The organism is Flavobacterium piscis (assembly GCF_001686925.1).
GTDB lineage: Bacteria > Bacteroidota > Bacteroidia > Flavobacteriales > Flavobacteriaceae > Flavobacterium > Flavobacterium piscis.
In genome coordinates this window covers 80,265-100,853 of record NZ_LVEN01000027.1, presented here as the reverse complement: position 1 = coordinate 100,853, position 20,589 = coordinate 80,265, and the positions used below count along the sequence as shown (strand labels likewise).

The following is a 20,589-nucleotide window of genomic DNA, read 5'->3' as shown; positions in this document are numbered from 1 at the left end:
TTTTTTACAAAAAAATAATACATTTACTACTGCTATCCTGAATTTATTCTAAATCTTAATGTTATGAAACTAAACTGTGTTGTTGTAGATGATAGTTCTATACAAAGGACCATTATTGCAAAATTAGTTAATAATCACCCAGGTTTGCACTTAATCGGGGATTTTTCTAATGCAATAGAAGCAAAGAGCTGTATTTCTCTAAATAATATCGACTTAATTTTTCTTGATATAGAAATGCCTGTTATTAATGGATTTGATTTTCTTGACGGCTTAAAATCTAAGCCGCAAATTATATTTATTACTTCGAAAGCAGAGTATGCTTTAAAAGCGTTCGATTATGACGCTACTGATTATTTGCAAAAACCCATTGCGGTAGATCGCTTTAATGCTTCTGTAAAAAGAGCGATAGACATGCATTTGCTTAAAAAAGATGTAAAAGAAGAAGAAGGCGAACACATATTCATCAAGAGCAACCTTAAAAAACTTAAAATTTTTACAGCAAAAATCAAATGGATTGAAGCTTTTGGGGATTATGTAAGAGTGGTTACCGAGGATGATAGTAATTTAGTGCTGTCTACAATGAAATCTTTTGAAAACGATTTATCAAAAGACAAATTTATTCGCGTACACAAGTCTTATATTATCAACATTGATAAGGTAGAGCGTTTTAATAGTAAGTTTGCCGAAATTGGCATTACCAAAATTCCGCTTAGCCGAAATAAAAAAGAAGATTTAGTCAAGGCACTATCAACGTCATCATAATTTAATAGAAATCGACATTCGCAATAACCTTTATAGCTCTGTACTGAGCAACAGCCTCAAAACTATTCAACATTTTCTGAATAGTTTTTTTTGTGCCTGCTAAAGGCATATTATTCGGAATCTTAATCAGAATTGTTCTGATATATTCATTCCTGATCCTGCTAATTGCTGGTTCCTCTGGCCCTAAAACCGGAATACCCAAATTTTGACTTAAAACCTGATACAACCACATCGAACCTTCTTTCAGTTTTTCAAATTCACGGTGTTTCAATGTTAGTTTTATAATCCTGAAATACGGCGGATATTTATAAATCTGGCGATCGTACAATTGCTCCTTATACATACCTATATAATTATGGTTTGTAACTTGTTGAATTGTATTATGATTTGGATTATAAGTTTGAATAACTACTTTTCCCTGTTTCTCTGACCTCCCCGCTCTTCCTGCTACCTGCGTCATCATTTGAAAACTGCGCTCAAAAGCCCTGAAATCAGGATGATGCAGCATATTATCTGCATTCATAATCCCAACCAGACTTACGTTATCAAAATCTAAACCTTTGGCCAGCATCTGTGTTCCTACCAAAATATCAACTTCACGGTTTTTAAACGAATCAATTATTTTTTCAAAACCAAACTTTCCGCGAGTCGTATCCTGATCCATTCTGCCTGTTTTGGCTTTCGGGAAAAGCGCTACTAACTCTTGCTCTATTTGCTCTGTACCAAAACCTTTGGTCGTTAAATCAATACTTGAACAACTATGGCAATGCGTTGGTTTTGCAATAGAATATCCACAATAATGACAACGCAATTGATTTTTATGTTTATGAAAAGTCAGACTCACATCGCATTGCTGACAATGCGGCACGTGCCCGCAAGTCATACATTCTATTATAGGTGAATATCCACGTCTGTTTTGAAATAAAATCACCTGCTCGCCTAAAGACAAAGCCTCTGCAATTTCTTCAATTAAAAGATCACTAAAATGTCCTGTCATTCGTTTTCTAAAATGCTTGTCTTTTAAATCGACTAAAAGCACTTCTGGCATTCGAACATCATTATAACGCTCTGTAAGCGTAACCAACCCGTATTTATCTGTTTGTGTATTAAAATACGTTTCGATACTTGGTGTTGCTGATCCCAGTAAAACTTTTGCATTATGAAAATTAGCCAAAACAATAGCCGAATCCCTGGCGTGATATCTTGGTGCAGGATCCGTTTGCTTAAACGTCTGCTCGTGCTCTTCGTCAACAATTAGCAAACCTAAGTTCTCAAACGGAAGAAACAAAGCCGACCTTGCTCCTATTACAATTTGGGCTTTTGTTGAATTTTCGAGTGTTTGTTTCCAAACCTCAACTCTTTCATTATTACTGTATTTAGAATGAAAAATTGCTACTTTATCGCCAAAATGAAGACGTAAACGAGAGACTAATTGAGTGGTAAGCGCAATTTCCGGCAACAAATACAAAACTTGTTTTCCTGTCAATAAATATTCTTCGATTAATTTGATATAAATTTCTGTTTTTCCGCTGGATGTAACGCCGTGGAGCAAACAAACTTCTTTATCTAAAAAACTATTTTTAATCGATTCAAAAGCAGTATTCTGAGCTTCACTCAACAACAGTTGCTTCTCAGTTGCCTGTCCGGAAAATGAAACACGATCTTGCTGCAAAAGATATTCTTCGAAAATTTCTTTATCAATTAGAGCTTTTACCGTAGTTGAAGTTGAATTCGAAACCTCAACCAGTTTTTTGACAGTGATGGGTTTCTTTTCAGAAGCCATTATTTGAAAATAAGCCAAAACAATTTCCTTTTGTTTATTAGCACTTTTTAAAACTTCCAGCAATTCTCCCAAACCATTATCTGATTCGTATTTTGCATGTAGCTTTACATACCGAACCAATTTTGGCTTATAACTTTCTTTTATTTCTTCTTCTAAAACAATAATATCTTTTGCAATTAGTTTTTGAAGAATCGGAAAAATATTCTTTTTGTTCAAAATAGAAACAATTTCCCCAACCTTAAGCGAACTCTGATGATGCAAGGCTTCGTAAATCAAAAATTCATCATCAGAAAGTTCAGAATCATTTACTAGCGTATCCGTCTTATGCGATACTACTGTTTCACTTTCCAGCAATAATCCGGTGGGAAAAGCACCACGATATACATCGCCAATGCCGCACATATAATAAGTTGCCACCCAAAGCCAGTGTTTGATCTGGATTTCGGTCGCAATAGGTTTTTCGTCTAATATCTGATGAATTTCTTTAGCATCATACAAACTCGGTTCATTTTGATGAATATCAATAACCAACCCGGTGTAAATTTTACTTTTACCAAAAGGCACCGCAACCCGCATTCCTTTTTTAATGAAATGAAATTCGGCCTCAGAAATACGATAAGTAAAGGTTTTGGCTAAAGAAAGCGGTAGAACAACTTCGACAAAAAACATGTAGATATTTTATAGGATTTAGAAAACTATCTGAAAAAAATCAATAAGAAAAATTTAGACTCTTTCAAACCAATTCTCCATTTGAATTCCGTTTAAAAGTTTAAAATCTTTCGTATTATCAGTAACCAAGATTAATTGATTTTCAATTGCAGTTACACCTATTAAAAGATCAAATTCATCATTTATTGGCTTTCCAATTTTTCTAAGCCGTACTTTTTCGATTGCATATCTTTTAATCGAGCCAAAAATTGGAATAATAGCTAAACCTTTTAAAAAAACATCGACGGCTTTATTCGATTTTATTGGATCATCACTATTTTCAGCACCAAATCGAAGTTCTGCAACTGTGATTTCAGAAATATAACAGTTATCCAATCCAACTTCTTTTACTATTTTATCAAGATTCAATCTTCCTCTTAAAAAGAAAACACAAATGCTTGTATCAAGTAAATATCTCATTAAAATTTAATTTCAGTGTTTTTAAATTTTCTGTTAGATTTAATTTCAGAAACAATTTCCTCTGCAGATTTTTCAGAAGAAAATGCGCCAAAAGACTTATAAAAATTATTCTCTTTAGATTTAGCAACTTTTAAAGATTTTGTAAGTCTTTCGATCAGTTCTAGTTTATTCGAAAAACTTAGCCCCTCAAATAAATCTGAGTAGCTTTCAAGTATATTTTTATCCGTTATTGTCATTTTAAATCTAATTAAATTAGTTTTCAAATATAAGCAAAATTAAGCTATTTTATCTAATACCAATTAAAGAAACATTCACAATAATCAGTGCTGGGCTGCATTAAATTCCTTCACTAATTTTAAAGTATGATTTAAAGAATTCAGATCTCTCCAGTCGTCATGCCCCGTAATAATATATTTAGGATTTTTAAATTTTGTCTGTACCTTTTTAATGGACTTTTCCCAGTCTTTTACATCGGCATCACCTAAATATCCTAAATCTGTAGCTTCTGTACTTTTGATAAAGCAGCCTCCGTAAAGTATTTTTTCTTTATTAAACCAAACCACTATATTATCTACCGCATGGCCTTTACCAGGATAATAAACCTCGAAAGCGTGCTGACCAACTGTAAAAGTTGTATCGTTAGGAATTATAAACTGAGCTCTTTTTTCGTTGTTTTTCTGCAGAATCTCGTCTGTTAATTTTATAGTATAGGTTTTAATTCCTTTTTGTCTGTAAAAATCCAAACCTCCTGCCCTGTCTTCATGAGAATGTGTTGCAAAATGCATCACAACCTCTTTATGATGTTTTGCCTTAATACTGTCTAACAATGGCTGAAACTGGGTTTTATCCCAAGGAGCATCAAACAACACAACTCCTTTATTGGTAACCAGATACAGTGCGTTTGCAGAAATCAGCGTTCCTTTATAATCATGAAACGTTTTATAAACATAAAAGTCACCTGTAAGATGACTTATTTGTAATGGCGAATTCTTAGATTGTCCGAAACTATTGGATAATATTCCCAACAATAAAAGTATTGATGCTAACTTTCGCATTATATTTTAATAAAATTAATTCTTCACTCTCGTCCAGTATTGTGTTCTTCCCATAATAGAAATTCCAACATAACCACGTAATTTAAGTTTATCCGCAGATTCAAGTGTTATATAACATTTGTATTTTTTACCACTTGTAGGGTCAAAAATAGTTCCTCCGCTATATTCATCACCATCTTTTTTAAGTCCGTTAATAATATTTAAACCTAAAATTGGTTTGTTTTTATCTGCTCCTTCACATTTTGTACAAACATCTTTTTTATGATCGGCGCGAAGTATCTCTACAACTTTACCATACACTTTTCCTGATTTTTCGTAAATCTCTACAACAGATTTTGCTTCTCCGGTTTCATCGTCAATTGTTTTCCATTTCCCAATAACACTTTGAGCCTGAATGCTCAATGCAAAGAAAAACACACCAATAGTTAACATCCAATTTTTCATAATATTATTTGTTTTTTTGTTTTAATTTTCTGATAGAAGCATTCAATTCGAACCCTAAAAGCAGAATCATACAGTTTATCCAAATATAAAACATTAGAATCAATAATGTACCAATTGAGCCGTAAAGTTCGTTGTATTTTGAGAATTTTATAACCCAAATCCCAAAAAAGAACGAAGATATAACAATTAATATGGTCGTAAAAACAGATCCTATGCTTATAAAAGGTACTTTATTATATTGCTTTGTACCATAACGCAATAATATTGAAGTTGTTATCAAAATCATTAAAACAACAAACAAATATCGACCCAAAATAATCAGAGGAATACGATCGCTCAATACATCCTGAATAATTGTTTTTTGAATAAACACCTCAAAAACAACAATTGTTGCCACTGTTACAAATAGTATAATAGTCATAACAAGTGAAATGGCCAGCGCTACTAAATATTGACTAAACCAACCGCGTTTATCAAAAACGTGTTTAGACGATTCAAAACCACTAAGGATTCCGTTAATACCATTTGCCATCAAAAAAATCGAAAGTAAAAATCCCGATGATAACAATCCGGAATGACTATTATTTAAAATATCACTGATAATTTTATTAATCGCATCGTACGTATTGGGCGGAACACTTTGCTGCACAAACAGCAAAAAATCTCCCTGAAAATTATCTATCGGAATAAACGGAATTAAGTTTAGAATAAATAATGTAAAAGGAAATAAGGCCATGAAAAAACTAAAAGATACCGCACTCGCATGATAAGAAAATGCTCCTTCAAGAATTCCTAAAGTATACATTTCGAGCAAATCATACAGCGAAAAACCTTCCAGCCAAGGCAGCTTTATTTTTTTTAAAAGTCGAGCCAAATTGCGTACTAAAGGCAACTTTTCAATCCGGTCTTCTATCTCTTTCGACATATTTTTATTTTAGATTTTAGAGTTCTGATTTTAGATTTCCTTAAAATTCATAACTCAAAACTTATAACTTCTTTAAAAAGCTTTCAAACTCAAATCCATGTTGTAAACCGAATGTGTTAAAGCTCCGGATGAAATGTAATTTACGCCACACAAACCATATTCACGAATTGTTTTTTCGTTGATATTTCCAGAAGATTCTGTTTGGCATTTTGAACCAATTAACTGAACAGCCGTTTTGGTATCTTCATAATTAAAGTTGTCAATCAGGATTCTGTGAACTCCGTCACTCAAAAGAATTTCACGAATTTCATCCAGATTTCTGGCTTCAACAATAATTTTTAAATCTAAATTATTGGCTTTCAAATATTCCTTGGTTTTCTTGATAGCTAAAGTAATTCCGCCTGCAAAATCAATATGATTATCTTTTAACATCACCATATCATACAATGCAAAACGATGGTTTTCTCCTCCTCCTATTTTTACAGCCCACTTTTCTGCAGCTCTGAAATTTGGAGTTGTTTTACGCGTATCTAATATTTTAGCGCCTGTACCTTCCAAAAGCTGCATTAAATAATCTGTCTTTGTAGCGATTGCCGACATACGCTGCATCGTATTCAAAACCACTCTTTCTGATTTTAGAATAGACTGTGAGCTTCCTGAAACCTCAAAAACTACATCGCCATATTCTACATGCGTTCCGTCTTCTATATAGGTTTTGATTTTTAGTTTTGGATCTACATATTCAAATATCATTTTTGCAAGCGCAACACCCGCAATAATTCCCTGATCTTTCACTAATAATTTGGCCTGACCGTGCGCCGTTTCCGGAATACACGCCAATGAACTATAATCGCCTGTGCCTACATCTTCGCGAATTGCATTGCTAATTAATAGTTGTAATTCGGTTTGAAATTGTATTTCGCTAATCATTTTTCTTAAATTTTATGAGATGCTAAAGTAGGACATATTTTGTGGATTTGAAAACTACACTAAAGTGAATTTATTTTTTAACAGCAAAATACGTCTTTTTTTTTACCATTAAGATATTAAGAAAATTAAGCTACCGTTCTTAATCAACTTAATATCTTAATGGTTCAAAAAACAAAAAACTTAATAGTTCAAAACAAAAAAACATTAAATATCTTTGAGGTTCATTCAAACAAAATCATGGGCTTAATTAAAGATATTTACTCGGTTACTTTTTACGAAAAATTTGGTCAGGCTGTGGCCGAAGTCCATCCGGCATTCGATAAACAAAAATTTATTGAAACCATTTACGAAGGTGATTTTGCTCAAAAAGAATGGAAAGAACGAATGAAACACACCACAGTGGTGTTGCATCAATTTATGCCGGAAAATTTTCCAGAAGCTGTTTCCTTAATTCATAAAATCATTGAAAATCTTAAGAAAAACAATTTTACAGATGGCAATCTGGCTTTCATTTTCTTTGCCGATTATATCGAAATGTATGGCTTAGACGATTTTAAAACTTCGGCGAAAGCCTTTGTTTCGATCACTCAATTTATCAGCTGCGAATTTGCAGTTCGTCCTTTTATTTTAAAGTACAAAGAACAAATGATTGATGAAATGGTTAAATGGTCTTTGCATGAAAATCATCATGTTCGCCGATTATCAAGCGAAGGAAGCCGACCAAGATTACCCTGGGCAATGGCGATTCCGTTTTTAAAGAAAGATCCAACTTCAATCCTGCCCATTTTAGAAAACCTGAAAAATGATTCATCAGAATATGTGCGCAGAAGTGTTGCCAATAATCTGAATGATATCGCAAAAGATAACCCGCAAATTGTATTAGAAATTGCCAATAAATGGAAAAATAACAGTAAAGAAACAGACGCAATCATCAAACACGGCTGCCGAACTTTACTAAAACAAGGACATCCTGAAATCCTGAGTCATTATGGCTTAGAAAGCACGAATATCGAACTTTCTGATTTTGAAATTAAAACTCCTGTTGTAAAGATTGGAGATTATCTGCAGTTTCAATTTCATTTAAATAATAAAAACAACGAAGTAAAAACTGTTCGTTTAGAATATGCTGTTCATTACAAAAAATCAAAAGGTCATTTGGCGAAAAAAGTCTTTAAAATTAGTGAGAAAACTTATCAGCCCAATCAGCTAATTAAAGTCGATAGAAATCAATCATTCAAAATTATTACTACAAGAGTTTTTCATACCGGAATGCATCAATTGTCTATTATTATTAATGGAAATGAAAGTGAAGCACTGGAATTTGAGCTTACGGATTAAAATTTTAAACACAAATTTCACTAATTATCACTAATTGATTTTCTAGTTTTTTGTCAATCTGAGAAACGAATAATCTTTAACCGCATTGTAAGACTGAGCGAAGTCGAAGTCTCGCAAAGTGATTCAGCATATTAGACTTCGACTTCGCTCAGTCTGACAAAAAAACACATAATTCGTGTTATATTTTTAATCTAATGAAATCCTTATAATTCTATTTCTTACTTTTATAAATAATACCAGAAACAAAATTTCTTAATCTAAATTAAGTTACAGATGGTGACTACCACTGTAATTTTGCTTCAACTAAAACGAATACCATGTCAAATATCAGTTTAATTATCGAAGAACGTGCTGCCAATATTGGCAACTTTATGGTAGGCAGATTATTGCCTTTCCGTGAAAAAAGAGCTGTTGGACCATTTGTCTTTATCGATCATATGGGACCTGCACATTTAAGTGATCATGAAAATATGGATGTTCCGCCACATCCGCATATCGGACTTTCGACTCTTACTTTTTTGTTCGAAGGAAGCATTATGCACCGCGATAGTTTAGGAACCGAACTAGAAATAAAGCCCGGAGCCGTAAACTGGATGACGGCCGGAAAAGGAATCGTACATTCTGAAAGAACGCCTGAATACTTAAGACATTCTGACAAAATGCTTCACGGATTGCAAATTTGGGTAGCCTTGCCAAAAGAATTAGAGCAAATGGAGCCGAATTTCACACATGTTGAAGCAGATGATATTCCAGCTTGGGAAGAAGATGGTGTTTCATACAAATTGATTGCCGGAGAAGCATTTGGTAAAAAATCTCCCGTTCCTGTTTACAGTCCGTTATATTTTATAGAAATAAAAAGTAAAGAGGCTAAAAAAATAAATATCGGCAATCATTTATTCGGCGAAAGCGGTTTATATATTCTTGAAGGAAGTATCAAAAGCGGTGAACATGTTTACGATCCTAAACAAATTCTTATTACAAACGACAGCACTTTATGCGAGTTTGAAATAGCCGAGAATTCTACGGTATACATCTTTGGAGGAACACCGTTTCCTGAAGAACATTTTATCTTTTGGAATTTTGTTTCCTCAGATAAAAACCTAATCGAAAAAGCTAAAAAAGACTGGACCGAACAAACTTTCCCAAAAGTTCCGGGAGAAACTGAATTTGTGCCTTTACCTCAACCTAGAATCAAATAAATTATGGATACAATTAAAGCAACTATTGATACACGAAAATATCGTACCGAAATAACCTCTAAAACGGGTAACATTCTTATTTCAGATGAACCACAGGAAATGGGCGGAAAAAATTTAGGTTTTAGTCCCTTTGAACTTTTGGCTTCGTCTCTGGCTTCCTGTACTTTAATTACATTACGAATGTATATTGACCGCAAAGGCTGGGATGTTTCAGAACTTAGTATTTGGGTAGATTTTGAAAAAAATGAAGAGCATACCGTTTCTTTGTTTGCAACGAAAATCCTAATTACAGGGGACGTAGACGATGCACAAAAACAACGAATCTTGAAAATTGCAAACAGCTGTCCTGTTCATAAAACTCTAGTAAATACAATTAAAATAGAAACCTCATTAGTATAAATAATCATGGAAATCAAACAAATAAACGATACAAGAAGAGGCCATTTTGAAGCCGTAGAAGACGGAAAAGAAGCCGGAAAAATGACCTACACCTGGGCGGGAGATTCTAAATTCATAATTGACCATACAGAAGTAAGTGAACAATACAACGGAAAAGGGGTTGGAAAAAAACTGCTTACAGCTGCCGTTGATTATGCGAGAAACAACAATTTAAAAATCATTCCGCTTTGTCCTTTTGCAAAAAGCGTTTTTGATAAAACAGATGAAATTCATGATGTGCTTTTTTCTTAAAGACACTAAGTTTCTGAGATGCTAAGGTGCTAAGGTTTTTTTAACGGCAAAGTTCGCAACGAATTACGCAAAGTTCGCAAAGTTTTTAGGTAAAGATTTGCGAACTTTGCGTTTTGTATTAAGTCTTAGAGATAAAAACCTTGCGTTCTTTGCGGTTAAATTATCATCCAGAAAATCAAATTTTAAAATCTCCTCAAAAACCATTATATTTGCATGTAATTTAAACTTAGAGTATGTCAAGGATAATTACACTTTTCTGTTTTTTCATAGCACAAATCGGCTTTTCTCAAACGGCTGAAAATTATTTAAATAAAATCAGAAATAACGAAGCTCTCTTAACAGCTTTCTTTCAACAAATGCCAAAAGGCGGCGATTTACACCACCATTTTTCAGGATCAGTTTATGCAGAACCTCTTTTAGAAAGAGCGATTGCAAAAAATTTTTATTTGAATTTAGAAACTCTGGCAGTTTCTGAAACTAAACCTGAAAAAGGAAACTGGATAAATTTCGATAGTATAAAAAAACTCGAAAAACTGGATTATTACGAACAGCAAATCATGCAAACCTGGTCGGTTAAAGACTATAATGGTTCTGTTCCTTCTGACGATCAATTTTTTGATTCTTTTATGAAATTCGAACCAACTATTCAGGGACACTTTGCAGAAGGAATGCTCGAACTAAAAAAACGTGCCATTGCTGAAAATGTGAGTTATATCGAAACACAATTATCAACGATTCCGTGTGATATGAACGTTTCAGATTTAACCGATTTTAATTCGAAATTACGTCAGGCAGCAAGTCAAAGAGATGAAAAAGCAGTTCTGAAACTTTTAGACGAATTGTACAAATCGATTCAAAAGAAAGATGCTAAAAAATACGCTTCAGACTTCAATACTAATTTCATAGCAAAACTACATAAAGACTTAAAAATTGATAACGACAAATTTACTATGCGTTATCAAAATTTTGTACTTCGTTTTATGGATCCGGTCGATTTATTCAAGAATCTTACCATTGCTTTTCTCTCTGCAAACGATAGTAAACTGGTTGCTGGTGTAAACATTGTTTCTCCGGAACATGGCGAAAATTCGATGAAAGATTATTGGTTGCATATGCTAATGTTCAAATATTGTCATTCTAAATATCCAGAGGTAAAATATACGCTTCACGCTGGTGAACTGACTTTAGGATTGGTTCAACCCGAAGATCTAACCTGGCATATAAACGATGCGATTTACGTTGCAGGAGCAAACAGAATTGGTCACGGAGTTGATATTGCGTACGAAGCCAATTCATACGACTTATTGCGCTATATGGCAAAAAACAACATTCCGATTGAGATTAACTTAACGAGTAACGAATTCATTTTGAAAGTAAAAGAAAACAGACATCCTTTTACACTTTACAAAGAATTTAATGTGCCAATCGTAATCAGTACAGACGATGCCGGAATTTTAAGAACCAATATGACAGAGCAATATGTTTTATTAGCAAAAAGATATCCGGATGTTTCGTACGCTACGATAAAACAATACGTTTACAACAGTATTAATTATAGTTTTATTCAGGATGCAGCTGTGAAAAAGCAATTATTGAAAGATTTGGATGCAAGATTTAAAACTTTTGAAGATAAATTTTCTAAGAACTAAAAAACTTTTCCGTGAGTAAAGATGGCACACGGATTTAAACAGGTTAAAACGGATTCACGCAGATTCTTTATTTCGAAATATCAAAAAAAGCTGCTAAATCTGCTAGATGTGCGGGAGCTAATTTTTTTCTCGCAGATTTAGCAGATCGAGCAGATACAAAATATAATTATTATGATTTTAGAAGCCGCATTCCTTTACGTAAAAACTGATTTATCAAATCAATTTGAAATAGATTTTGCAAAAGCAAGTCAATACATTTCATCTATCGATGGTTATTTAGGACATCGTTTAGAGAAATGTCTTGAAGTCGAAAACAAATATCTTTTACTAGTCGACTGGAATACGCTTGAAGATCATACGGTAGGTTTCAGAAACTCTGAAGCTTATCTGGAATGGAAAAAGATGTTACATCATTATTACGAACCGTTTCCTGTTGTAGAACATTTCGTAACCGTTTTTGAGAATAAAAAATAGCCCACAGATTATACGGATCAAACGGATTACCACAGATTTTTTAATTCGTGCTCATTCGTGAAATTAGTGGCAAAAAAAAATCACAAATGAATATCAAACTTATCGCCATAGGCAAAACAGATAACAAATCGCTTCAAACTTTGATTGATGATTACACCAAACGTTTGTCGTTTTACATCAAATTTGATTTGGAGATTATTCCCGATATCAAAAACGTAAAGAATTTATCTGAAAGCCAGCAAAAGGAAAAAGAAGGCGAATTGATTCTGTCGAAATTAACCCCAACCGATCAGTTGATTTTGTTGGATGAAAACGGAAAAAACTTCTCAAGCGTTGGTTTTTCTGAAGAATTGCAGAAGAAAATGAATTCCGGAATCAAAACGCTTGTTTTTGTAATTGGCGGGCCTTACGGATTTTCAGATACCGTTTATAGCAAAGCGCAAGGAAAAATTTCGCTTTCGTTAATGACGTTTTCGCACCAAATGGTTCGATTGTTTTTTATCGAACAATTGTATAGAGGGTTTACGATTTTAAGGAATGAGCCTTATCATCATCAATAGAAGAGTTTTCAGTCGCTCCCGATAGCTATCGGGATTAGTATTCAGTTTTAGAAGATGAATTCTTCTGTAATTTTTGCAAATGATTCTAATTTTTGAACCAAAATCTTATCCTGAATATAAGCATCAAAACTCATATTTTTATCAAACCAAAATTGCATTTTCGGTTTAACCGCAAAATCAAGACTTGCCATGTAATTTAGTAATTCTTCTTTTTTAAGAACCTGATTATTAACTTCAACCGTTTCATTATTTTTAAAGAAGATAACCAAACCTTCTGATTTCGGTTTCTCTGTTTTATAATACACTTTCGTAAAAGGTAAAAAGGCTAAATTCTTCCCGATAGAATCTGCGTAAGAATAATAGTTTTCGGCGTTTTCGTTTTTGTGTGCACTATCCGCTCGTTTTTTCTCCTGAAGTTTTATTACTTGGGGAATAACCAGTTTTAAAGGTAGACGTTTATCGATATTGAAAAGCCAATTGGTCGAAATAATACTGTTTTTACGGTTTACATCTGCAATTGTATCTTTTCCTTCTATTTTAAAAAAGATATAAATTGGTGAATGATCTTCTACGTCTTTCACAATTGTTATGTTTGATTTTGGAAGCAGGACGTCTTCTTTTTTTTCACAGGAAAATAAAAGAAAAATGATAATTAGAGTACAGTATTTCATATTTATTATTGTTTTTTCAGCATCTAGTTTGTCATTCCGAGGAACGAGGAATCTCCGCAAGAAACTCCGTAAAGAAAATCGTCAATCTTTGTCGAGCAACTCCATGGAGATTCCTCGTTCCTCGGAATGACAAACTAAACGATTATTTATTTTATAAACCTATTTTATTCATCAAAGTAACACATTCCACAGCTTCCTTAACATCGTGAACACGAAGGATTTTCGCGCCCTTTGTCAAAGCAATTGTATTCAGAACTGTTGTTCCGTTTAAGGCTTCTTGTGCTGTATTACCAAGTGTTTTATAAATCATTGATTTTCTTGAAACTCCTGCTAAAACAGGAAATTCTAATACATTAAAAAGTTCCATTTTTTGCAAAACTTCATAATTCTGATCGGTTGTTTTGGCAAATCCGAAACCCGGATCTAAGATTAAATCATTGATTCCAACACTTCTTGCTTTTCTAACTTTCTCTGAAAAATAAAAAAGCATTTCTTTTACAATATCTTCATACTGAGTCAAACTCTGCATCGTTTGCGGATTTCCTCGCATATGCATCATTATATATGGAACATTGTATTTGGCAATAACATCAAACATTTTATCGTCTAATTCTCCTGCTGCAATATCATTTATAATCGCTGCACCACTTTCTATACTGGCTTTTGCAACGGAAGCCCTAAAAGTATCAATCGATAATAACGCTTCAGGAAAATGTTTTAAAATCAATTCGATTGCAGGAACAATTCGATCAATTTCTTCTTGTTCACTAATGAATTCAGCGCTTGGTTTGCTTGAATAGGCACCAATATCGATAAATGTCGCACCTTCAGAAAGCATTTTATCAACCTGAGAAATAATTTCGTCTTCGTTTTTATATTTTCCTCCGTCAAAGAAGGAATTTGGCGTAACATTCAAAATCCCCATTACTTTAGGAATCGATAAATCTATAAGTTCGCCTTTGCAGTTAATAAACATTTTGTTTCAAGTTTTATTTGTTTCAAGTTTCAGGTTAATCTCGATTGCGCAAGCCTGAACTTGAAACAAGGAAAACCTGAAACCTGAAACTTTTTACATTATTTTTAGTTTCAAGTTACCGCCGTTAACACTTTGTTTAGAAAAAACTTGAAACAAAGAAAACCTGAAACTTGAAACTCTTTAATTTAATCCTTATTTTTGAAGAAATTTTAGCAAATATACAGCAATAAATGAAGAATACTTCCCTTGAATTTGATAATGTAATCACGGTTTGCCGAACCTTGTTTATCAATAAAATGACAGATTACGGCAGTGCGTGGAGAATTTTAAGACTTCCATCATTGACTGATCAGATATTCATAAAAGCACAAAGAATCAGAAGTTTACAGGAAAACGAAGTACGTAAAGTTGATGAAGATGAAAAAGGAGAATTCATCGGAATTATCAATTATTCTATCATGGCTTTGATTCAGTTAGAATTAGGTGTTGTAGATCAGCCTGATTTAAGTGTAGAACAAGCAACTGAATTATATGATGCTAAAGTAAAACTAACCAAAGAGTTAATGGAAGCCAAAAATCACGATTATGGCGAAGCATGGCGTGATATGCGTGTAAGTTCATTGACCGATTTGATTCTGCAAAAATTACTTCGCGTAAAGCAAATTGAAGACAACAAAGGTAAAACGCTAGTTTCTGAAGGTATTGATGCTAATTATCAGGATATGATTAATTACGCTGTTTTTGCATTGATACTAGAACCGATAAAATAAAAATCAAATTCCAAAAAATAAATTCCAAATTCCAAGTCTAAAATTATAATTTGGGATTTAAATTTAAACTGTATGCCATGAAAAACATCATTACTCAATTCTCCCGACTATTTGTCGGCGTATTATTTATCATTTCCGGATTAATAAAATTGAACGATCCAGTTGGTTTCTCTTATAAACTGGCAGAATATTTTAGCGAACCGGTTTTCAATATGCCGTTTTTAGAGCCTTTGGCTTTAGGATTAGCGATCTTTTTAGTTATTCTTGAAGTTGTTTTGGGCGTTATGTTGTTGGTGGGGTACAAATCAAAACTAACGATTTGGGCTTTATTGCTTTTAATCGTTTTCTTTACGTTCCTTACCTTCTACTCTGCTTATTTTGATGTGGTAAAAGATTGTGGTTGTTTTGGTGACGCTTTACACTTAACGCCTTGGCAATCCTTTACAAAAGATATTGTTTTACTATTCTTTATTCTGATTTTATTCATTAATAAAAAACTAGTAAAACCTTTATTCTCAAGTGCAGTAACAAACATTATTACTTACGCAAGTGTTGTATTGTGCATTTTCATGGCTGTTTGGGTTTTAAATCATAATCCTATAAAAGATTTCCGTCCTTACAAAGTGGGAACGAATATAGAAAAAGGAATGGAAATTCCTGAAGGCGCGCCAAAATCTGTAGTTGAAATGATTTTTATCTACAAAGTAAATGGTGTTGACAAAGAATTTACCGAAAAAGATCTGGCCAATATTCCTGAGGGAGCTACTTTTGTAGACAGAAAAGACAAAGTAATTACTGAAGGTTATATTCCGCCAATTCATGATTTTACAATGGTAAAAGAGGATTCTGATTACAAAGAAGAATTATTACAAGAACCTAAATTACTCGTTTTTGTAACGTATGATTTGGCCTTGTCTAATCCTGACGGAATGAAAAAATTACAAAGCTTAAGCAAAGATGCAAAAGCAAAAGGATACAAAGTAATTGCAATGACAGCTTCCGGGGCGGATGAAATTGCAAAAGCGAAGAAACAATACGGCTTAGATACTGATTTTTATTTCTGTGACGCTACAGCGCTAAAAACGGTAGAAAGAGCAAACCCTAGCATTGTTGTGATACAAAACGGAACTATAATTCAAAAAGTTCATTATAATGATATTAAGGATTTGAAGTTATAACACATCAAAACTAAAATTCAGAAACACCAATTCTTCTATAGTTGAATTGGTGTTTTTTTTTATTTAAAAACGAATAGAATTGAATATTAACCTAACACATATTAATGAATTATCCCCAGCAAAAGCAACCAAATGCAATCATAATTTAAACTAAAAAATACGTTAAAATAACATTCTCTGCTAAAAAATATAAATTTTAAGCCGTACCTTTTGTTAATCTTAGAAATTGTTAATTTAAATCAATAACTATGAAACAATTGTCGAGCCTCGTATTTATTTTTTTACTTATTGGATGTAATAGTCAAGCTGATATCACGGATAACCTAACAGCACCTGAAACATTCGCTTTTCAAATTTTAGATCATAAGGGAGAAAATGTTTTCTCCAACAAAACATATGACGCGAAAAAAATCACAGTAAAAAATCTGGATTCTGACGATGTCGTAAAACATCATTTTGTATCTGATAACAATTTAAACATAATCGTTCTTGAAAATGTGGGACGAGAAAGTGAAGATGTCAACTATTCGATAAATGTGGGGGACAAAAGTATTTTTGAACTTCATGTAGATGCCATTTTGGTAAAAAAAGGTTTAGATTTTGAATATAAAAATGTTGAAATTACCAATACAACATTTAAGCGGGATAAAACTTCAGGAGTTTATAATGTTCTGGCCTCTCTTGACTAACTTCATAAAATAAATTACATTACTATTTTCATTCTTCTTTTCGAAAAAAACACAAGGAATTCCTTTTCTTGAAAAAGACTTTTTCCAGACGTTTTTTTGGTCTAAAATGAAAAGATTTTAAATTAAAACAAAACTTTTTTGTGATCTGTTTTTTAATTAAATCAAAAATTACATCAAAATTTGTATTTCGTTGCTCTACTATTACGATTTCACTCTATATTTTTTAACCTAATTTTTATCTTTTGTTATAAAATATAGGACTGTTCAATTTTTGTTAATCTCCATTTCTCATTCAATTTGTTTGTTTAACTTTGTTGATGATCTTTTATTACCTGAAATCATTAGGATTTTAAAACTAATAATTAATAGTATAAAGAGGGTCTTCAATTAGAATTAAAAAAAAACAAATAGTATCTACGTATGAAACAATTAGCCCTTGTTGTAATTGCCTTTATTACATTTTCATGCTCACAAGCCCAGAAAACAAGTTTTTCTAAAGAAGCTTTGTCTGAAAAATTATTAGCAACTGATGAAAGTCAGGTTACTTTCAAAAATATTTTAAAAAAATACAAAGGTAAAACTTTGGTTATCGAAGTTTGGGCTTCATGGTGCGGAGATTGTGTAAAAGCAATGCCACAATTAAAAGAGTTACAAGCCAACAATCCTGATGTTTCGTACTTATTTATCTCTGCTGATAAAACCGCTGAAAAATGGAAAGCAGGAATTGAAAAACACGAATTAAAAGGTGATCATTTTATGATGAATGACGGTATGAAAGGCCTTTTTGGAAAAGCAATTGATCTGGATTGGATTCCGCGATATATCATCGTTGATAAAACAGGAAAAATTGTATTGTATCGTGCCATTGAAAAGGATTTTGATAAAATCAATGAAACTTTAAAAAGCCTGAAATAAAAAAATAATAACAATGGCAATTGCAAAATTCAATGTCAATGTTATATAACGCAGAACAAAAAATAAAAAAATAAAATAAAAACTACCAAAATGAGAAAAAAGATTGTTGCAGGAAACTGGAAAATGCATAAAAACGCAGCGCAAACTGAAGAATTATTAAGCGAATTAATTACTAAAATACCAGCTCAAACTACTGCTCAGGTAATTGTAGCTCCAACATTTGTAAACTTACAGGCAGCGGTTGCTAAAGTTAAGAACACGACTATTAGTGTTGCCGCTCAAAACGTTCACCAGGCTGAAGGCGGAGCTTTTACAGGAGAAATTTCTGCTGATATGTTAACTAGTATTGGTGTAAACACCGTAATTCTTGGTCACTCTGAGCGTCGCGCAATTTTTCACGAAACTGATGCTTTAATCGCTAATAAAGTAGACACTGCGTTAAAACATGACTTAACAGTAATTTTCTGTTTTGGAGAAGAATTAAAAGACCGTCAGTCAAATAATCATTTTAATATTGTTGAAAACCAATTACGTGACGGATTATTTCAAATTGCAAAAGAATCATGGTCTAAAGTGGTTTTAGCTTACGAGCCTGTTTGGGCAATTGGAACCGGAGAAACTGCTTCACCTGAACAAGCTCAGGAAATGCACGAATTCATCAGAGAAGTTGTTCGTAAAGCTTACGGAGCTGATATTGCTGACGAAGTTTCTATTTTATACGGTGGTTCTGTAAAACCGGATAACGCTAAAGAAATCTTTGGTAAACCAGACGTAGACGGTGGTTTAATTGGTGGTGCTGCTTTAAAAGCTGATGACTTCTTAGCTATCGTAACAGCTATCTAAATTTAGATTTAACAGCTAATTATTATATAAAGCGTTCGTTTTTCGAACGCTTTTTTTGTGCATTAAATAATTCTTAAATTAAGAATGTTCTCCCATAATTATAAGCAACTTCTACTTTCTATTATTACCTTTGCAAAAAAATTATTTATGTCGAATATATATTTAGGATACCATTTTACGATTGAACCAAAAGAACCGGGTTCAGAAATTTTAATTGCTGAATTAGGCGAAAAAGCGTTTGAGACTTTTACAGAAACTGAAACAGGAATTTCAGCTTATGTAAAAAAAGATTTATGGGATGAGAATATTCTTGATGGCATTTATATTTTAGAATCTGAAGAGTTTAAAATTGAATATACAGTTGAAGAAATCGATCAGGTAAACTGGAACGAAGAATGGGAAAAGAATTTTGAAGCGATTGATGTAGACGGGAAATGCCATGTTCGCGCTCCTTTTCACCCAAAAACCAATGCTGAATATGATATCGTGATCGAGCCAAAAATGAGTTTTGGTACGGGTCACCACGAAACTACTCATATGATGATTCAGCATTTATTAGAGATGAATGTTGAAGGACTTAAGACACTTGATATGGGTTGCGGAACAGCGATTTTAGCCATTCTTGCCGAAATGAAAGGCGCTCAGCCTATTGATGCAATTGATATTGACAATTGGTGCTATCTGAATTCTATCGAAAATGCGGAACGTAATAATTGTAAACATATTTCGGTTTACGAAGGCGATGCGGCTTTATTAGCGGGTAAAAAATATGATTTGATCATTGCCAACATCAATCGTAATATTTTGTTGAATGATATGCAGAGTTATGTTGATTGTTTAAATAAAGGCGGTATCATATTGTTTAGCGGATTTTATGAAGAAGACATTCCGTTTATTGATGCTTCATGCACAGAAAAAGGGCTAACATATGTTAAAAAGTTTCAAAGAAACAACTGGGTTTCCTTAAAATACGTAAATTAAATAGTTGATTTTCTATCTATAAACAAACTCAGAAATTTAAATATTTAGCGAACTTACAAAATCTGTGAAAGTTTTAATAAAAACAAATCCACAGACAAAGGATTAAAAAGATTTTGTTTCACGCAGATTTTACGGATTGAGGCAGATTTAATTCAATTTATTAAAATAATTTGCGCTGATTTCACCTTTTTAAATCTGCGTGAATTTTATATTCTTTGAGAATCCTTTTTAATCTTTGATAAACAAAATTAATAATTACAAAAAGTACAAAAACCTAAAAACATGAGTACTAAAGAAAAAGTAAGAGAAAGAGTTCGCGAAAAAGAAGCGACGGTTTTTAATAACGAAATCATTGTTTATAACGACGATGTAAACACTTTTGATCACGTAATTGATACTTTAATGCGTGTTTGCAGTCACACACCTGAACAAGCAGAACAATGTTCCCTAATTGTACATTACAACGGAAAATGCACTGTAAAAACAGGTCCAATTGACAAATTAAAACCTCAATGCATACAACTTCTGGAAGCTGGACTTAGCGCCGAAATTGTTTAAATTACCAATAACTTAAAACGCATTCTATTTTGTTTTACACTAAAACTGAATAGAATGCGTTTTTATTTCAA

Annotated in this window: 24 protein-coding genes; 15 read left to right on the top strand and 9 right to left on the bottom strand. The window is 32.8% G+C overall.

Features of this window, described 5'->3' with window-relative positions; translation table 11 throughout:
- Positions 1-63: 63 nt before the first annotated feature.
- A complete protein-coding gene (locus tag FLP_RS11055; RefSeq protein WP_065449575.1) occupies positions 64-762 on the top strand; it encodes a LytR/AlgR family response regulator transcription factor in 699 nt (232 codons plus the stop codon).
- A 1-nt stretch (position 763) separates the two neighbouring features.
- Here the strand turns inward: FLP_RS11055 and priA are convergent, their stop codons facing one another.
- From priA to nadC, 7 genes are all read right to left on the bottom strand, one after another.
- A complete protein-coding gene (gene priA, locus FLP_RS11050; protein ID WP_065449574.1) occupies positions 764-3,214 on the bottom strand; it encodes a replication restart helicase PriA in 2,451 nt (816 codons plus the stop codon).
- Between the two features lie 54 nt (positions 3,215-3,268).
- A complete protein-coding gene (locus tag FLP_RS11045; protein WP_065449573.1) occupies positions 3,269-3,673 on the bottom strand; it encodes a PIN domain-containing protein in 405 nt (134 codons plus the stop codon).
- On the bottom strand, positions 3,673-3,936 hold the full coding sequence (locus tag FLP_RS11040; protein WP_243397500.1) for a hypothetical protein: 264 nt from the start codon (positions 3,934-3,936) through the stop codon (positions 3,673-3,675). The genes FLP_RS11045 and FLP_RS11040 overlap by 1 nt, the downstream gene beginning before the upstream one ends.
- Before the next feature lie 57 nt (positions 3,937-3,993).
- Complete coding sequence (gene bla-B1-FLAV / locus FLP_RS11035) at positions 3,994-4,728, bottom strand: subclass B1 metallo-beta-lactamase (protein WP_065449571.1); 735 nt, start codon at positions 4,726-4,728, stop codon at positions 3,994-3,996.
- Between the two features lie 15 nt (positions 4,729-4,743).
- Positions 4,744-5,172: a DUF2147 domain-containing protein gene (locus FLP_RS11030; RefSeq protein ID WP_065449570.1), complete on the bottom strand. Its 429-nt coding sequence runs from the start codon at positions 5,170-5,172 to the stop codon at positions 4,744-4,746.
- Between the two features lie 4 nt (positions 5,173-5,176).
- The gene (locus FLP_RS11025) at positions 5,177-6,097 is read right to left on the bottom strand and encodes a YihY/virulence factor BrkB family protein (protein WP_065449569.1); all 921 of its coding nucleotides are present in this window, start codon (positions 6,095-6,097) and stop codon (positions 5,177-5,179) included.
- Between the two features lie 72 nt (positions 6,098-6,169).
- The gene (gene nadC / locus FLP_RS11020; RefSeq protein WP_065449568.1) at positions 6,170-7,027 is read right to left on the bottom strand and encodes a carboxylating nicotinate-nucleotide diphosphorylase; all 858 of its coding nucleotides are present in this window, start codon (positions 7,025-7,027) and stop codon (positions 6,170-6,172) included.
- 237 nt (positions 7,028-7,264) lie between these two features.
- On the opposite strand from nadC, the gene FLP_RS11015 reads away from it, so the two are divergent.
- The 7 genes from FLP_RS11015 (at position 7,265) to rlmH (ending at position 12,937) form a co-directional block, all read left to right on the top strand.
- Positions 7,265-8,365 (top strand): DNA alkylation repair protein, encoded by a 1,101-nt coding sequence (locus FLP_RS11015; RefSeq protein ID WP_065450250.1) that lies wholly within the window; start codon positions 7,265-7,267, stop codon positions 8,363-8,365.
- Positions 8,366-8,682: 317 nt separating this feature from the next.
- A complete protein-coding gene (locus FLP_RS11010) occupies positions 8,683-9,564 on the top strand; it encodes a pirin family protein (protein WP_065449567.1) in 882 nt (293 codons plus the stop codon).
- Between the two features lie 3 nt (positions 9,565-9,567).
- The gene (locus FLP_RS11005; RefSeq protein WP_065449566.1) at positions 9,568-9,963 is read left to right on the top strand and encodes an OsmC family protein; all 396 of its coding nucleotides are present in this window, start codon (positions 9,568-9,570) and stop codon (positions 9,961-9,963) included.
- A gap of 6 nt (positions 9,964-9,969) precedes the next feature.
- Positions 9,970-10,254 carry a GNAT family N-acetyltransferase gene (locus tag FLP_RS11000; protein WP_065449565.1) on the top strand — a complete coding sequence of 95 codons (285 nt, stop codon included), beginning with the start codon at positions 9,970-9,972 and terminating at the stop codon, positions 10,252-10,254.
- A 233-nt stretch (positions 10,255-10,487) separates the two neighbouring features.
- On the top strand, positions 10,488-11,903 hold the full coding sequence (locus FLP_RS10995) for an amidohydrolase family protein (RefSeq protein ID WP_065449564.1): 1,416 nt from the start codon (positions 10,488-10,490) through the stop codon (positions 11,901-11,903).
- A 171-nt stretch (positions 11,904-12,074) separates the two neighbouring features.
- The gene (locus tag FLP_RS10990; protein ID WP_065449563.1) at positions 12,075-12,377 is read left to right on the top strand and encodes an antibiotic biosynthesis monooxygenase family protein; all 303 of its coding nucleotides are present in this window, start codon (positions 12,075-12,077) and stop codon (positions 12,375-12,377) included.
- A gap of 86 nt (positions 12,378-12,463) precedes the next feature.
- The gene (gene rlmH, locus FLP_RS10985) at positions 12,464-12,937 is read left to right on the top strand and encodes a 23S rRNA (pseudouridine(1915)-N(3))-methyltransferase RlmH (protein ID WP_029269532.1); all 474 of its coding nucleotides are present in this window, start codon (positions 12,464-12,466) and stop codon (positions 12,935-12,937) included.
- Positions 12,938-12,984: 47 nt separating this feature from the next.
- On the opposite strand, the gene FLP_RS10980 is transcribed toward rlmH, so the two are convergent.
- Positions 12,985-13,608 (bottom strand): hypothetical protein, encoded by a 624-nt coding sequence (locus FLP_RS10980; RefSeq protein WP_065449562.1) that lies wholly within the window; start codon positions 13,606-13,608, stop codon positions 12,985-12,987.
- 151 nt (positions 13,609-13,759) lie between these two features.
- Complete coding sequence (folP, locus tag FLP_RS10975; protein ID WP_065449561.1) at positions 13,760-14,584, bottom strand: dihydropteroate synthase; 825 nt, start codon at positions 14,582-14,584, stop codon at positions 13,760-13,762.
- A 230-nt stretch (positions 14,585-14,814) separates the two neighbouring features.
- Here folP and FLP_RS10970 point away from each other — a divergent pair, with 230 nt between their 5' ends.
- From FLP_RS10970 to FLP_RS10940, 7 genes are all read left to right on the top strand, one after another.
- Complete coding sequence (locus FLP_RS10970; protein ID WP_065449560.1) at positions 14,815-15,354, top strand: DUF1599 domain-containing protein; 540 nt, start codon at positions 14,815-14,817, stop codon at positions 15,352-15,354.
- A gap of 77 nt (positions 15,355-15,431) precedes the next feature.
- Positions 15,432-16,532: a BT_3928 family protein gene (locus FLP_RS10965; RefSeq protein ID WP_065449559.1), complete on the top strand. Its 1,101-nt coding sequence runs from the start codon at positions 15,432-15,434 to the stop codon at positions 16,530-16,532.
- Between the two features lie 248 nt (positions 16,533-16,780).
- Positions 16,781-17,221, top strand: a complete 441-nt coding sequence (locus FLP_RS10960) for a hypothetical protein (RefSeq protein ID WP_065449558.1) — start codon at positions 16,781-16,783, stop codon at positions 17,219-17,221.
- Between the two features lie 420 nt (positions 17,222-17,641).
- Positions 17,642-18,136, top strand: a complete 495-nt coding sequence (locus FLP_RS10955) for a TlpA family protein disulfide reductase (protein ID WP_065449557.1) — start codon at positions 17,642-17,644, stop codon at positions 18,134-18,136.
- A gap of 90 nt (positions 18,137-18,226) precedes the next feature.
- Positions 18,227-18,979, top strand: a complete 753-nt coding sequence (gene tpiA / locus FLP_RS10950; RefSeq protein WP_065449556.1) for a triose-phosphate isomerase — start codon at positions 18,227-18,229, stop codon at positions 18,977-18,979.
- A 147-nt stretch (positions 18,980-19,126) separates the two neighbouring features.
- Positions 19,127-19,960, top strand: a complete 834-nt coding sequence (gene prmA, locus FLP_RS10945) for a 50S ribosomal protein L11 methyltransferase (protein WP_065449555.1) — start codon at positions 19,127-19,129, stop codon at positions 19,958-19,960.
- A 282-nt stretch (positions 19,961-20,242) separates the two neighbouring features.
- Positions 20,243-20,518, top strand: coding sequence for an ATP-dependent Clp protease adaptor ClpS (locus tag FLP_RS10940; protein ID WP_065449554.1), 276 nt, complete (start codon positions 20,243-20,245; stop codon positions 20,516-20,518).
- Positions 20,519-20,589: the final 71 nt, after the last annotated feature.